Here is a 13,755-nt window from a genome sequence, read left to right on the forward strand (position 1 = left end):
GGGTCGGGCCCGGCCGCGTCGACGCCTACGCTCCCACTGCCGTACGCACCAGCAACCGCGACCGCTGATGGAGTCCCATGCCCTCCGACAACGCCCAGCCCTCGGAGGCCGGGGCGAAGCCCGGCTCCCTACTGCTCCAGAGCAAGCTGTGGATCGCTCCAGGCGTGCTGAGCGGGTTGGTCGCCCTCGTCCTCTCGCTGCTCTACATGGGAGGCATCCTCACCCCCGAAAGCAGCCTGCACCGGCTGCCCATCGCCCTCGTCGATCAGGACTCCGGCCGGCCCCTGCCCGGAGCGCAACAGAATCTGGGTGCACAGATCAGCACCCGGATCGTCGCCGGCACGCCACCCGGTGACGTCCAGTGGCGCCGGCTCGGCATCGACGAAGCCCAGGACCAACTCGCCTCGGGAAAGGTCTACGGAGCTCTCGTCGTCCCGCGCGACTTCACCGACGCCGTGACATCTCTGGGCGGACCCCGTGCGACCCGGCCGACGCTGACCGTGCTCACCAACCCGGGCACGGGCAGCCTCGGTTCCTCGATGGCAGCCAAGATCACCCAACAGGCGGCCCACAGCGCCTCCCTGGGCATCGGCAAACAGCTCGTCTCCTCCCCGCAGCTCGCCGAGAAGGACCCCACGGCCCGCATGCTGCTGTCCGACCCCATTGCCGTGAACACGAAACAGGGGCACCCCATCGGCCGCCACAGCGGCTTGGGACTGAGCGCCTTCTACTACGTGCTGCTTCTCGTCCTCGCCGGATTCCTGGGCGCCAACATCGTCCACAACAGCATCGACACCGCACTCGGCTACGCCGATGTCGAGATCGGCCCCTGGCACCGGCGCCACCCCACGGTCCCGATCAACCGCACGCAGACCCTGCTCCTCAAAATGATCATGACGGCAGGGTTGTCCGTACTGACCGTGGCGCTGGTCATGGTGGCGTGCATCCCCATCCTGGGCATGGACGCTCCGCACCTGCCCATGCTGGCTCTCTTCTCGTACTTTGCCTGTCTCGGCGTGGGGCTCGGCGTGCAGGCGATCAACGCGGCGTTCGGGGGCATCGGCCAGATCGTGTCCATGTTCGTCTTCATCGCTCTGGCCCTCCCGTCCTCGGGCGCCACGATCCCGCTGCAGGCCGTGCCGGGCTTCTACCGCTTCCTGGCCCTCTTCGAGCCGATGCGTCAACTCTCCGGCGGGGTCCGGGCGATTCTGTACTTCGACGCCCGCGCGGACGCGGGACTCGCGCGTGGCTGGATCATGATCGCGATCGGCATCGCAGCGGCCCTCGCCTTCGGATTCCTCATGACGCGGTACTACGACCGAAAGGGCCTGCACCGCATGGCGTCTCATGTCACCTGACCACGCTCGACGGGCCGCGACCAGGGCCTGACGCTGGGCGACCTCGCGGTGGAGCGCTGCCGTGCGGCGGGCCTGGCCGAGGCGGCCCACCGGTCCTACAAGGGTGCGCGGCACGCCCTGTTCAACGAGACCCGTCGCGACGAGGCCGTCACGGACCTGATCTCCTGGCTCGACACAGGGTCCGGCTGGCACGGCCACCACCGGCCGCGGCGCCGACAGATGTGTCTGCGACGGGCCGGCGGTGGACCGGGTGCCGGAGTGCCGCTCGCCGGGCAGGGCGAGCAGCGGCACGCTCATGGTCTCCCGCGCCGGTCAGCCGGCCCGCGTGGCGTCGACGGCGTCCGTGGCATCACCCGCACCGCCGGAAACGCCGGAGACCGCGTCCGAATCGGCCGCCTCCGGTGCGTCGAGGGACTCTCCCGCGTTCGCCGCCGGCCGGCACGCCATCAGACACACGGCGCTGACCACCGCCATGGCGGCGAAGGCGACCGCGACGGGCACCCAGGAGTTGCCGAAGGAGGAGTACAGCCAGGTCGTGGCCGCGGGCGCGAGCGTGCCGAGCAGACCCGCGGTCTGGAAGCTCATCGACAGGCCCGTGTAGCGGACGCGCGGCGCGAACCAGCCCGAGGCGAGTGTGCCGAGCGAGGCGTACGCGATCGTGCTGGCCAGCATGGGCAGGCACATGGCGAGCCACAGACCGGCGACCGAGCGGGTGTCGGCGAGCCAGAACATCGGGAAGGCCGCGACCAGGTGCAGCAGGACGCCGATGAGCGTGACCCGGCGCAGGCCGTAGCGGTCGGCGAACAGCGCGCTCAGCGGGGTGCACACGATGACGACGACGGAGGCCGCGGTCCCGGCGGCCGCAGCCTGGGCGTCGGTGAAGCCCAGCTCCGTGACGGCGTAGGTCGACATGAACGTGACGACGATGTAGTAGCCGCCGACGGTGATCAGGAACGCGCCGGTGGCCAGTAGCCACGTCTTCCAGGCGTGCCGCAGCACGCCGATCACGGGGGCGGACTCCTTGCTCCCGGCCGCCGGGCCCGCGGCCTCCTCGGCCCGCCGGGCGGCCTCGAACTCGGGTGACTCGTCCATCGAGCGGCGGATGACCAGGCCGACGGCGACGAGTACTGCGGACAGCAGGAACGGGACGCGCCATGCCCAGTCCGCCAGCGCGTTGTGCCCGAACAGTGCGACCAGAGCGAAGACGCCGGTCGACAGGAAGTAGCCGACACCGTCGCCGACCTGCGGGAACGAACCGAAGAACGCCTTGCGGCGGGGCGGCGCGTGCTCGACCGCGAACAGAACGGCCCCGCCCCACTCGCCGCCCACGGCCAGGGACTGGATCATGCGGATCAGGACGAGGAGCAGCGGCGCGAGGATGCCGACCTGGTGGTACGTGGGCAGCAGGCCGATGCAGACGGTGGCGGCGCCCATCAGGGTCATCGACCAGATCAGCGCCTTCTTGCGGCCGTGCCGGTCACCGATGTGGCCGAAGAGGATGGCCCCCAGCGGTCGGCCGAGGGCGCCGACGAACAGGGTCGCGAAGGACATCACGGTGCCCAGCGCGCGGCTCATCTCGGGGAAGAAGAGCTCGGGGAACACCAGTGCGGCGGCGGTGGCGTAGATGCCGAAGTCGTACCACTCGACGGAGGTGCCGATCATCGCCGCGGTGGCGATCTTCCAGGGCCCGGAGCGGCGTGGCGCCCCGGCGGCGGGGGCTGCGGTGCCCGTGGACTGGCTCATACGTGGCTCCTTGGGGGACATCGATTGGGTTCGGGGTGGACCCAAAATCGATGGGGCGACGCTAGGTCCGCCCGCGCGGCCTGTCAATAGGGTTCGGAGCGATCCCAATAGACTGGTCGGACGGGCAGGAACGGAATCCAGGCGTGAGGGGCAGGCCATGGGTGGGACGGGCGCGAGCCGGGGCGACGGCGCGGGCAAGGTCAAGGGCGACGGGAAGGGTGACGGCAAGGCCAAGGGGGGTGAGCCGGCGCCGAACGGTGCCGGCCCCCGGCAGGCGCCGTCGTACGCGGTCGTCGCCGAGGCGCTGCGCCAGCGGATCGCCCTCGGCGGATTCGGTCCGGGGGACAAGCTGCCGACCGAGCGCGAGCTCGCCGAGGTGTTCGGGGTCGGCCGCAACACGGTCCGTCAGGCCGTACGGGAACTGGCCGAGGAGGGGCTCGTCGTCACGACCCTGGGCCGCTCCGGCGGCACCCGGGTCGCACCGGCGCCCCGGAGCGGCCGTGACAACAGGGCGGCGATCGCCGCGGGCATCCGCGCCTCCCTGCGCGACTACATGGAGTACCGCCAGGCCATCGAGCCGTTCGCGGCCCGGCTCGCCGCCGAGCGCGGTGCGGCGGCGGGCCGGCGCGGGCTCGTCGAGATGCTGGACGCGAAGGTCGCCGACCTCGGCGAGTACCACCGCGTGGACACCCGCTTCCATCTCGGCGTCGCCGAGGCCGGCGGCAACGAGGTGCTCGCGGAAGCCGTGACGCGCGCCCGCACCGAGATGTTCGTGGCCGGCAACGCGCTCTGGCTGGGCTCCGACTGGACGCCGGTCTACCCGACCGGCCAGGACTTCGGGCGGGCGTTCCGCGAGGAGCACGAGGCCATCGCGCTGGCCGTGCTCTCGGGGGACGGGGACACGGCCGAGCGCCGGATGCGGGAGCACCTCAAGGAGTCGCACCGGCAGTTCCTGGTGCTCCTGGACCAGTTCGCCACGTCCTCCGACTGACCGGACCCCCTACTGGCTCGTGGTTGACGAGCGCTCGGGCGGCGGCCTAAGGTCCGAATTGGATCCGATGCGGATCCAATTAGTCGCTCGTTCCGACAGGAGCCCTCGGTGCACGCTTACGACGAAGACCTCACCCAGCAGGTCATGGGCCATCTTCTCGACCGGCTCCGCCTGGACCCGCCGCCGCTGGGCCGGCTGGGCGAGCGCGAGGAACTCGCCCTGGCGCTCAAGGACGCCATCGGCACGGAGCCCCGCCGCCCGGCCGACGTGCTGCGGACCTACAAGGAGGAGCTGGAGCCGACGGTGGTCTCCTGCGACCACCCCGCCTTCCTCGCGTTCATCCCCGGCGCTCCGACGAAGGCCGCCGCGCTGTTCGACATGGTCCTCTCGGCCTCCTCGCTGCACGGCGTGTCCTGGCTGGAGGCCTCGGGAGCGGTCGCCGCCGAGAACCAGGTGCTGCGCCTCTTCGCCGATCTGGCCGGAATGCCGCAGGGCGCGGGCGGATGCTTCGTCAGCGGTGGTTCGGCGGGCAATCTCTCCGCCCTGGTCGTGGCCCGCGACACCGGCCGGCACCGGCTCGGCCTGGCCGCGGCGGACCCCGTGCGGATCGCCGTGAGCGACCAGGTCCATTCCTCCGTCGGCAACACCCTGCGCATCATCGGCGTCGAACCGCTCGTCGTCCCCACCTCGGACCACCGGCTCACCGTCACGGCCCTCGCCGCCGCCCTCGACGCGGCGTCGACCGACGGCGGCGCCCCTGTGGTGGCCGTCGTCGCCACCGCCGGCACCACCAACGCGGGCATCATCGACGACCTCGACGGCGTGGCCGAGCAGGCCCGGGCCCGCGACCTGTGGCTGCACATAGACGCCGCCTACGGCGGAGCCGCCCTGTTCGTACCGGAACTCCGCACGCGCCTGCGCGGCATCGAGCACGCCGACTCGCTCGTGGTCGACCCGCACAAGTGGATGTTCGCGCCGTTCGACTGCGGGGCCCTCCTCTACCGGGACCCGCGCCTCGCCCGGGCCGTGCACACCCAGGACGCGTCCTACCTCGACGCGATCCACGGCGCGGACGGAGACGGCCACGACGAGGACTGGAACCCCAGCGACTACGCCTACCACCTGACCCGGCGTCCGCGCGGCCTGCCCCTGTGGTTCTCGCTCGCCGTCCACGGCACCGACGCCTACCGGGACGCCGTGGCCCGGGGCGCCGAGATCGCGCGGTACACCGCCCGCCTCGCCGAGGAGACCGAGGGCCTCGAACTGCTCCGCGAGCCCGAGCTGACGGTCGTCCTGATCCGCCGTACCGGCTGGCAGCCCGAGGACTACTACGCGTGGTCCAAGCGCCTCCTCGCCTCCGGCCTCGCGTTCATCACCCCCAGCGTCTGGGAGGGCGAGACCGTCGCCCGGCTGGCGTTCCTCCACCCGGGAATCACCGAGGAGACGGTCCGGTCGATCATCGTGTCCCTCACCCAGGAGGCCTGACGGCCCATCGGAGCCGAGCGGAGGGGAGGTGAGCGCGGGGGCGACGCGCTCGTCAGGTTCCCACGAGACGGCTGACGTCAGGCGCCCGCGTACGGGTTGGCCGCCGCACCCTCGGTGCTCAGCAGGACGACGACCGAGTCCGGGCCGAGTCCCAGGGCCGCCCGGCGCTCCTCGGCCCCTTCGCCGGTGAGCGCTGCCCGGACTCCGGCGAGCGGCGCGGCCCCGCAGGGGCCCGAGGAGAGGCCGAGGCCGGCGAGGTCGGCGGCCGCGCGGGCGCTGTCGGCGTCCGTGACGGCGACCGCGGCGTCCAGCCCGCCCTGGAGACAGGGCCAGGCGATGCTGGACGGGGTGCCGCAGTTCAGCCCGGCCATCGTGGTGTCACCGGTGGAGACGCTGACGAGCCCACCGCGCCCGAGGCTCTCCAGCACGCAGGCCGCGGCCTCGGGCTCCACGGACAGCAGCGCCGGGGCGCGCCCCTCCGGGCGGCTGCGGTAGTGGGTGACCACGGCCTGGGCCAGCGAACCCACGCCGACGGGGACGACGACGAGGCCGGGGCCCTCACCCGCCCCTGCCGCCGCCAACTGCTCGTCCACCTCGGCGCAGAGGGTCGAGTACCCCTCGACGATCCAGCCCGGGATCCGCTCGTAACCGGGCCACGCGGTGTCCTGGACCAGGATGGCGTCCGGACCTTCGGCCGCCACGGCCGCCAGCCGGACGGCTTCGTCGTAGTCCCCGGCGACCTCTGTCACCTTCGCCCCCTCGGCGACGATCGCGGCCACGGCCCCGGGATGCACGCCCTGCGGCACGAACACATGGGCGTACTGCCCGAGCACGCGTGCCGTACGGGCCACCGCGCGGCCGTGGTTGCCGTCCGTCGCGGTCACCAAGGTCACCGGACCGCGCCCCTCACCGTTCGCCGCCCGCTCCTCGAGGGCGCGATGGACGGCCCAGGACGCCCCCAGTGCCTTGAACGCGGGCAGCCCCAGACGGTCCGACTCGTCCTTGATGAAGACCCGCCCGACCCTCAACTCATGTGCCAGCGAGGGGAATTCCGGCATCGGGGTCGGTGCGTACGCGGCCAGGGTGCGGTGAAAGGCCCGGGTCTCGGCGGGCGCGGGGGCGCACCGCCAGGTGCGGGCACCGGACCGGGCGAACCACGGCAGGGCACGGGGAGAGGGGGAGCTGTCCGTCATGCCCCCAGGTTCCGCCGCGTCGTCACGATCGGTCCAGTCGAGGTCCTCGTCGCCCACGGCGAGGCGGTGTTCGAGGCGAAGGCTTGTCACCCGCCTATGTTTACGCAAACATACTGACACCCGGCTCTGCCTGCCCTCACGACACAGCACCGAGCAGCACCGCACCGATCGGCACCGCACCGCACACCACCCCCAGCACAGGAGCACCCGCACATGCCTCAACTCCAGATCGACCAGGGCGGCTTCACCCTCGACGGCGCACCGTTCCGGCTCCTGTCCGGAGGCCTGCACTACTTCCGGGTCCACCCCGAGCAGTGGGCCGACCGGCTGCGCAAGGCCCGGCTGATGGGCCTCAACACCGTCGAGACGTACGTGCCCTGGAACCTCCACCAGCCGCGCCCCGACCGGTTCCTGCTCGACGGCGGCCTCGACCTGCCCCGCTTCCTCGAACTCGCCGCCGCCGAGGGCCTGTACGTGCTCCTGCGGCCCGGCCCCTACATCTGCGCCGAATGGGAGGGCGGCGGCCTCCCGTCCTGGCTGCTCACCGAGCCGGACCTGCGTCTGCGCTCCCGCGACCCCCGCTTCCTCGCCGCCGTCGACGACTACCTCGAGCGGCTCATCACCCCGCTCCGGCCCCACCTGGCCGGCCAGGGCGGACCGATCCTGGCCGTACAGGTGGAGAACGAGTACGGGGCCTACGGGGACGACACCGCCTACCTGGAGGACCTCGCCGGACTGCTGCGCCGCCACGGAGTCGACGTCCCCCTGTTCACCTGCGACCAGCCCGCCGACCTGGAGCGCGGCGCCCTGCCCGGCGTCCTCGCCACGGCCAACTTCGGCAGCCGCTCGGCCCGCCATCTCGCGGAACTCCGGGCGCAGCGCCCCGACGGGCCGTTGATGACCAGCGAGTTCTGGATCGGCTGGTTCGACCGCTGGGGCGCCCAGCACACCGTCCGGGATCCCGACGAGGCGGCGCGCGAACTCGACGAACTCCTCGCCACCGGCGCCTCGGTGAACTTCTACATGTTCCACGGCGGCACCAACTTCGGTTTCACCAACGGAGCCAACGACAAGCACACGTACCGGCCGACCGTCACCTCCTACGACTACGACGCACCGCTCGACGAAGCGGGCGACCCCACCGCCAAGTACGCGGCCTTCCGCGACGTGATCGCCAAGTACGCCCCGGTCCCGGACGCGCCCCTCCCGTCACCCGGACGCAAACTCGCCCCGCGCACCGTGGAGCTGACCGAGTGCGCCCAACTGCTCGCGAACGCCGCGACGCTCGGGCCCGCGACCGAGGCACGCCGGCCCCTCACCATGGAGGAACTGGAGCAGGACTTCGGCTTCGTCCTGTACGAGACGGAGTTGCCGCGGACCGGCCCCGCGCTCCTGGAGATCGAGCAGGTCCGCGACCGCGCACAGGTCTTCGTGGACGGGCAGCCGGTCGGCGTCCTGGAACGGGAGAACCACGAGCACACCCTCGCGTTCACCGTGCCCAGAGCCGGGGCCACGCTCACCGTCCTCGTCGAGAACCAGGGCCGGGTCAACTACGGGGAGGGCATCCACGACCGCAAGGGCCTGCTGGGCAAGGTCCTCCTCGACGGCGCCGAACCCGCGGGATGGACCAGCCGGCCGCTCCCGCTCACCCGCCTCGACACCCTCCCCTTCGCGCCCGGCGTCCGTACGCCCGTCGGACCGGCCTTCCACCGCGCCGTCTTCGACGTGGCCGACCCGGCCGACACGTTCCTGCACCTCGACGGCTGGACCAAGGGAAACGCCTGGATCAACGGCTTCCCGCTCGGCCGCTACTGGTCGCGCGGCCCGCAGCGCTCGCTCTACGTGCCCGCACCGGTGCTGCGCGGCGGCGCCAACGAACTGGTCGTGCTGGAGCTGCACTCCGCCCACCGGGCGCGCACGGTCCGGTTCCGTGCGACGGCCGATCTCGGGCCCACCGAGGAGTAGCCGACGTCGGAGCCAGGTGTGCCTCCCGGCCGTCGAGCCGGGAGCCACACCTGGCATGGGGGAGTGGTCAGGCCGCCGAACGGGCCCACTTCTGGTTGTCGCCCGCGTTGCAGGTCCACTGCTCGAGCGCGGTGCCGTCGGCCGTCGACTGGTTCACGACATCCAGGCACTTGCCGCTGTGCCGGGCGACGAGCCGTACCTGTCCGGGGACATCCGTCGGCTCGGCCTTCCACTGCTGGGCGGGCGAGCCATCGCAGGTGTTCTGCACGGCGTACGCGCCGTCCGCCGTCGAGGCCTCGGCGACGGCGAGACACTTTCCGCTGTGCCGGGCCATGATCTGGGCGTAGCCGGAGCCCAGGTCCTTGAACCAGAAGTGCTGGTTCACACCGCTGCCGCAGCCCCACTGGACCAGCCCCACCCCGTCGGACGGGTCGAAGTTCGCCACGTCCGCGCACTTGCCGCTGTTGCGGGCGGTCAGCGTCTCCCAGGGGCCGGCCATCCCGCTGACGGTCCCCGCCGCGGTGTCGACGGTGATCTGGGGCGAGTAGTCCATGGTCATGGTCGTGCTGGTGGGGAACTTCAGCGGCAGCCACACGTACTGGGAGTCGTTGACCGTGCCGCCCATGGAGTTGCCCCAGCGGTCACCCATGTAGAGATAGTCGGTGCCGTCGGTGCCCTGGACCGGGAGGACGTAGGCGGTCTGACTGCGGAAGGCTGTCCCGTCCCCGACGTCCTTCAGGTCACTCCAACTGCCCGTGACGCTGGTGGCGGTGGCGTACTTCTGCTGGTTCGGGGCCCAGCCGGTGGCGCCGGAGGTCAGCAGGAAGTAGACGCCGTCCCGCTTGAACAGGGCGGGCGCCTCCCGGGACCAGCCCGCCCACAGCTTCTGGACCTGCGACTCCACGCCGGTGTAGTCCGCGGTCAGCCGGTAGACGTGCAGGTCCCGGTTCTCGTTGGCGGCCGAGACCATGTAGCCGGCGCCGTCGGTGTCGACGAAGGTCGTGATGTCCCGGGACATGTGGCCCAGCGGGCGGAAGCTGCCGCGCCAGGTGTAGTCGCCGTCCACCGTGGCGGACACCGAGACCGCGGCACGCGCCTCGCCGTAGTCGGAGCCGTTCTCCTTGTGCATCCACATGACGAACTGCCGGGTGGTGCTGTTGTAGATGACCTTGGGACGCTCGATGTTGGCCGAGTCCAGCTCGGGGGCGGAGGCCTCGGTCAGGACGTGGTTGCGGAACTCCCAGGTCTTCAGGTCGGTGGAGCGGTAGGCGGACACGTACCGGAAGGTGTTGTCGCTGTTCCGGTCCTCGCCGAACCAGTAGTAGTACGCGCCGACCTTGATGACGCCGCCGCCGTGGGCGTGCACCGGATCGCCGGCCGGATCGGTGAACTGCGTGCCGTTGGTGAGGGTCACGGGGGCGGCGTGGGCGGTGCCCACTGCCGTGACCAGGGACAGAAGGAAGGCGCAGACGAATGCGGCCGTCCCGGAGATCATGCGTCGCATGGCGCGATACCTCGCGTGGGGGAGAGGAGGAGAGGTGCGTGGTGTGGTCGTACGAGTTTCATGATCGCGAAATGTTTTCGTAAACATCCCGTAGCCGGAAGTGTGGGAGGGGTGTGGGACCCTGTCAAGAAGCCGGGTGGCGTCGGGCGGGCTTTTTGACCCCGCTCCGTGGTTGCGTCAACATGCGGTGAGGCGCGACAGGCGCGCGCCCTCGAAGACCCCGGGGAAGGAACGGTCGAAGGTGGCGGACAAGGTGACCAGGACGCCCCGCTCGCGGCCGCCCCGCAAGTGGCCCTCCATGGCGGAGGTCGCGGCGCACGCCGGCGTGTCCTCGCAGACGGTCTCGCGCGTGGCCAACAACCACGACAACGTCGACGAGACGACCCGCGCGAAGGTCCTGGCCTCCATGCGGGAGCTCGGCTATCGCCCCAACGCGGCCGCGCGCGCCCTGGTCACCGGCAAGTTCGGCGCGATCGGCGTGGTCAGCTTCGACGTGGGCGCGCACGGCAATGCCCGGACGCTCGGCGCCATCGCGGACGCGGCGCGCGAGGCGGGATTCTCGGTCAACTTCATGGGCGTGCGCGCACAGACCGAGGCGGCCGTCCGGCAGGCGTTCCAGCACCTGATGCTGCAGTCCGTGGACGGCATCGTGCTGATCGAGTCGCAGATGCTCGACACCCCGTCGCTGCATCTGCCGCCCACGATGCCGGTGGTCGTCGCCGACGGCGCGACCGGGCACGAGTACCCCAATGTCGACTTCGACCAGGCCGGCGGCGCGCGGACCGTCGTCAGCCACCTGCTGGAGCTCGGGCATCGCACCGTCCACCATGTCAGCGGCCCCCGCGACTCCTTCGCCGCCCGGCGCCGCGCCGAGGCCTGGGAGCGGACGCTCGTCGCCGCGGGCGCCCCGGTGCCCCCGGCCCTGTACGGAGACTGGACCCCGGAATCGGGATACCTGGCCGGGCGGACCCTGGCCCAGACCCCCGACGCCACGGCGGTCTTCGCCGCGAACGACCAGATGGCGCTGGGTGTCCTGCGCGCCCTGCACGAGGCCGGGCGGTCCGTGCCGGGCGAGATCAGCGTGGCAGGGTTCGACGACGTCCCCGAAGCCCGCTTCTTCGAGCCGCCGCTGACCTCGGTGCACCAGGACTTCGACGTGGTGGGCCGCCACTGCGTGACCCTGCTCCTCGAGCAGATCGAACGCCGGGGCAACGGACCGCGGCGCCTCGCCGTGGAGCCCACCCTCGTGGTGCGGGCCAGCACGGCGGCTCTGCCCGCCTGACGCGTCGCCGCCGCCCTGCGGTGTCGGCGCCGATCTGCCCTTCGTCGGCCGTGCCCGGCGCCGCCGCGCGGCCGTGACATTCCCCCGCGGTGCCCCTCGACGGCCCCCGCGTGCGCCGAATTCCCCGCGTTCGACGCCCCCTTGTGCTTGACGCCTCTCCGGCGGTGGTGCAACCATCGAGCCCGCCGATGATTACGTAAACATGGCAACGTGAACATGACTCGTCGGCGCGGATTCCTCCCGGCCTCCGGGCAGTTCGCCCCGAAGCCTCTGCCTTCTTCCTCCAGTTCCCGACCGGTCGGTCACCGACGCAAGGAACCACCATGACGCTCCTGTCGACGTCGGCGAAGGCGGCCCCGCCGCCCCGCCGCCGAACCCGTTTCCCGCTGCGCAAAGAGGCTCTGGTGGGGTGGGGGTTCGCCGGCCCGTTCGTCGCGGTCTTCGCCCTGGTGTTCCTCGCGCCGATCGGATACGCCCTCTACCTGAGTCTCTTCCGGGACCGGCTCGTCGGCGGCACGTCCTTCGTCGGCCTCGACAACTACACCGAGGCGTTCGCCGACGCCCGCTTCTGGGAGGGTCTCGCCCGGGTCGGGCTCTTCCTCCTCGTCCAGGTGCCGGTGATGCTCGGCATCGCGCTCTTCGTCGCCCTGGCCCTCGACAGCGGCCGGCTCTACGGCAAGACCTTCTTCCGGGTCTCGGTCTTCCTGCCGTACGCCGTGCCCGCCGTCGTCGCCAGCCTCATCTGGGGCTTCATGTACGGCACCCGCTTCGGCCTCGTCGGCAACGTGAACGACGCCTTCGGGATCACGCTGCCCGACCCCCTCTCGCCGTCCCTCGTCCTCGCCTCCATCGGCAACGTCGTCACCTGGGAGTTCGTCGGCTACAACATGCTGATCTTCTACTCGGCGCTCAAGGTGGTGCCCCGCTCGCTCTACGAGGCCGCGGCGATCGACGGCGCGGGGGAGTGGCGGGTCGTGCGCTCGGTGAAGCTGCCCGCGATCCGCGGCGCCCTCGTCATCTCCACGATCTTCTCGATCATCGGAAGCTTCCAGCTCTTCAACGAGCCGAGCATCCTGCAGAAGCTCGCTCCCAACGCCATCACCAGCTACTTCACCCCGAACCTCTACACCTACTCGCTGTCCTTCTCCGGCCGGCAGCACAACTACGCGGCCACCGTGGCGATCGTGATGGGGGCCGTCACGGCGGTCATCGCCTACGCGGTCCAGCTGCGCGGCATGCGGAAGGGCTGAGCCGATGACCGTCTCCCTCAACACCCCGGCGGCCGCCGATCCCGCCCGGCCCGACACCACCGAGCAGACGCCCGTGCGCTCCGCGGCGACCAGGCGCCGCAGGCGACCCCCGCACTCCCCGCTCCACCCGCGCCCCAGCATCCCGCTGACCCTGGTCACCGGCTTGGTCCTCGTCTACACCCTGCTGCCCCTGGCCTGGCTGTTCGTCAACGCCACCAAGAACCAGAAAGGGCTCCTCGACTCCTTCGGCCTCTGGTTCGCCGACGACTTCGACCTCTGGGACAACATCACCCGCACCCTCACCTACGACGACGGCGCCTTCGTCCGCTGGCTCCTCAACACCCTGCTGTACGTGGTCGTCGGCGCGGGCGGCGCCACGATCCTCGCCGTCCTCGGCGGCTACGCCCTCGCCAAGTACCAGTTCCCCGGACGCAAGGCCGTCTTCGCGGTCGTCATCGGAGCCGTCGCCGTGCCCGGCACCGCCCTGGCCGTGCCCACCTTCCTCATGTTCAGCAAGATGGGCCTGACCGACACCCCGTGGGCCGTCATCATCCCGTCCCTGATCTCGCCCTTCGGCCTCTACCTGATGTGGGTCTTCGCCGCCGAGGCCGTCCCCACGGAACTCCTGGAGGCCGCCCGCATCGACGGCTCCGGCGAGCTGCGCACCTTCTTCCGGATCGCGCTGCCCCTGCTGATGCCGGGCACGGTGACCGTGCTGCTGTTCTCCATGGTCGCGACCTGGAACAACTACTTCCTGCCGCTGATCATGATCAAGGACCCGGACTGGTACCCGCTCACCCTCGGCCTCAACGCCTGGAACGCCCAGGCCCAGACCGCCGGCGGCGAGCCCGTGTTCGACCTCATCATCACCGGCTCCCTGCTGACGATCGTGCCCATCGTGGCCGTCTTCCTGCTGCTGCAGCGGTACTGGAGGTCCGGCCTGGCCGCGGGCAGCGTCAAGGAGTAGCCCTCCCTGCTGCCTGC

The 13,755-nt window shown here is 71.3% G+C and carries 10 protein-coding genes; 7 read left to right on the forward strand and 3 right to left on the reverse strand.

Annotated elements, in window-relative coordinates; translation table 11 throughout:
* Positions 1–77 precede the first annotated feature (77 nt).
* Complete coding sequence (locus tag ACIBTU_RS07610; protein WP_399125021.1) at positions 78–1,358, forward strand: YhgE/Pip domain-containing protein; 1,281 nt, start codon at positions 78–80, stop codon at positions 1,356–1,358.
* A gap of 312 nt (positions 1,359–1,670) precedes the next feature.
* Here the strand turns inward: ACIBTU_RS07610 and ACIBTU_RS07615 are convergent, their stop codons facing one another.
* A complete protein-coding gene (locus ACIBTU_RS07615) occupies positions 1,671–3,101 on the reverse strand; it encodes an MFS transporter (protein ID WP_399125023.1) in 1,431 nt (476 codons plus the stop codon).
* A 157-nt stretch (positions 3,102–3,258) separates the two neighbouring features.
* Between ACIBTU_RS07615 and ACIBTU_RS07620 the strand changes: the two genes are divergently transcribed.
* Together ACIBTU_RS07620 and ACIBTU_RS07625 are read left to right on the forward strand one after the other, a co-directional pair.
* Positions 3,259–4,092, forward strand: a complete 834-nt coding sequence (locus tag ACIBTU_RS07620; protein ID WP_399125024.1) for a FadR/GntR family transcriptional regulator — start codon at positions 3,259–3,261, stop codon at positions 4,090–4,092.
* A 108-nt stretch (positions 4,093–4,200) separates the two neighbouring features.
* Positions 4,201–5,577: a pyridoxal phosphate-dependent decarboxylase family protein gene (locus ACIBTU_RS07625; RefSeq protein WP_399125026.1), complete on the forward strand. Its 1,377-nt coding sequence runs from the start codon at positions 4,201–4,203 to the stop codon at positions 5,575–5,577.
* 77 nt (positions 5,578–5,654) lie between these two features.
* Here ACIBTU_RS07625 and ACIBTU_RS07630 read toward each other — a convergent pair whose 3' ends face one another.
* On the reverse strand, positions 5,655–6,770 hold the full coding sequence (locus ACIBTU_RS07630) for a diaminopropionate ammonia-lyase (protein ID WP_399125372.1): 1,116 nt from the start codon (positions 6,768–6,770) through the stop codon (positions 5,655–5,657).
* A 213-nt stretch (positions 6,771–6,983) separates the two neighbouring features.
* Between ACIBTU_RS07630 and ACIBTU_RS07635 the strand changes: the two genes are divergently transcribed.
* Positions 6,984–8,735, forward strand: a complete 1,752-nt coding sequence (locus ACIBTU_RS07635) for a beta-galactosidase family protein (RefSeq protein ID WP_399125027.1) — start codon at positions 6,984–6,986, stop codon at positions 8,733–8,735.
* 67 nt (positions 8,736–8,802) lie between these two features.
* On the opposite strand, the gene ACIBTU_RS07640 is transcribed toward ACIBTU_RS07635, so the two are convergent.
* The gene (locus ACIBTU_RS07640; protein WP_399125028.1) at positions 8,803–10,239 is read right to left on the reverse strand and encodes an RICIN domain-containing protein; all 1,437 of its coding nucleotides are present in this window, start codon (positions 10,237–10,239) and stop codon (positions 8,803–8,805) included.
* Between the two features lie 298 nt (positions 10,240–10,537).
* Between ACIBTU_RS07640 and ACIBTU_RS07645 the strand changes: the two genes are divergently transcribed.
* The 3 genes from ACIBTU_RS07645 (at position 10,538) to ACIBTU_RS07655 (ending at position 13,738) form a co-directional block, all read left to right on the forward strand.
* The gene (locus ACIBTU_RS07645) at positions 10,538–11,521 is read left to right on the forward strand and encodes a LacI family DNA-binding transcriptional regulator (RefSeq protein ID WP_399125373.1); all 984 of its coding nucleotides are present in this window, start codon (positions 10,538–10,540) and stop codon (positions 11,519–11,521) included.
* 323 nt (positions 11,522–11,844) lie between these two features.
* Complete coding sequence (locus ACIBTU_RS07650) at positions 11,845–12,771, forward strand: carbohydrate ABC transporter permease (protein ID WP_399125029.1); 927 nt, start codon at positions 11,845–11,847, stop codon at positions 12,769–12,771.
* 4 nt (positions 12,772–12,775) lie between these two features.
* Positions 12,776–13,738 carry a carbohydrate ABC transporter permease gene (locus tag ACIBTU_RS07655; protein ID WP_399125030.1) on the forward strand — a complete coding sequence of 321 codons (963 nt, stop codon included), beginning with the start codon at positions 12,776–12,778 and terminating at the stop codon, positions 13,736–13,738.
* Positions 13,739–13,755: the final 17 nt, after the last annotated feature.

Source organism: Streptomyces sp. NPDC050145, from assembly GCF_044460245.1.
Taxonomy (GTDB): Bacteria; Actinomycetota; Actinomycetes; order Streptomycetales; family Streptomycetaceae; genus Streptomyces.

Excerpts from the sequence above, each read along its gene's own strand:
- ACIBTU_RS07610 (WP_399125021.1), top strand. The coding sequence starts at position 78 with ATGCCCTCCGACAACGCCCAGCCCTCGGAGGCCGGGGCGAAGCCCGGC.
- ACIBTU_RS07615 (WP_399125023.1), bottom strand. The coding sequence starts at position 3,101 with ATGAGCCAGTCCACGGGCACCGCAGCCCCCGCCGCCGGGGCGCCACGC.
- ACIBTU_RS07620 (WP_399125024.1), top strand. The coding sequence starts at position 3,259 with ATGGGTGGGACGGGCGCGAGCCGGGGCGACGGCGCGGGCAAGGTCAAG.
- ACIBTU_RS07630 (WP_399125372.1), bottom strand. The coding sequence starts at position 6,770 with ATGACGGACAGCTCCCCCTCTCCCCGTGCCCTGCCGTGGTTCGCCCGG.
- ACIBTU_RS07635 (WP_399125027.1), top strand. The coding sequence starts at position 6,984 with ATGCCTCAACTCCAGATCGACCAGGGCGGCTTCACCCTCGACGGCGCA.
- ACIBTU_RS07640 (WP_399125028.1), bottom strand. The coding sequence starts at position 10,239 with ATGCGACGCATGATCTCCGGGACGGCCGCATTCGTCTGCGCCTTCCTT.
- ACIBTU_RS07645 (WP_399125373.1), top strand. The coding sequence starts at position 10,538 with ATGGCGGAGGTCGCGGCGCACGCCGGCGTGTCCTCGCAGACGGTCTCG.
- ACIBTU_RS07650 (WP_399125029.1), top strand. The coding sequence starts at position 11,845 with ATGACGCTCCTGTCGACGTCGGCGAAGGCGGCCCCGCCGCCCCGCCGC.
- ACIBTU_RS07655 (WP_399125030.1), top strand. The coding sequence starts at position 12,776 with ATGACCGTCTCCCTCAACACCCCGGCGGCCGCCGATCCCGCCCGGCCC.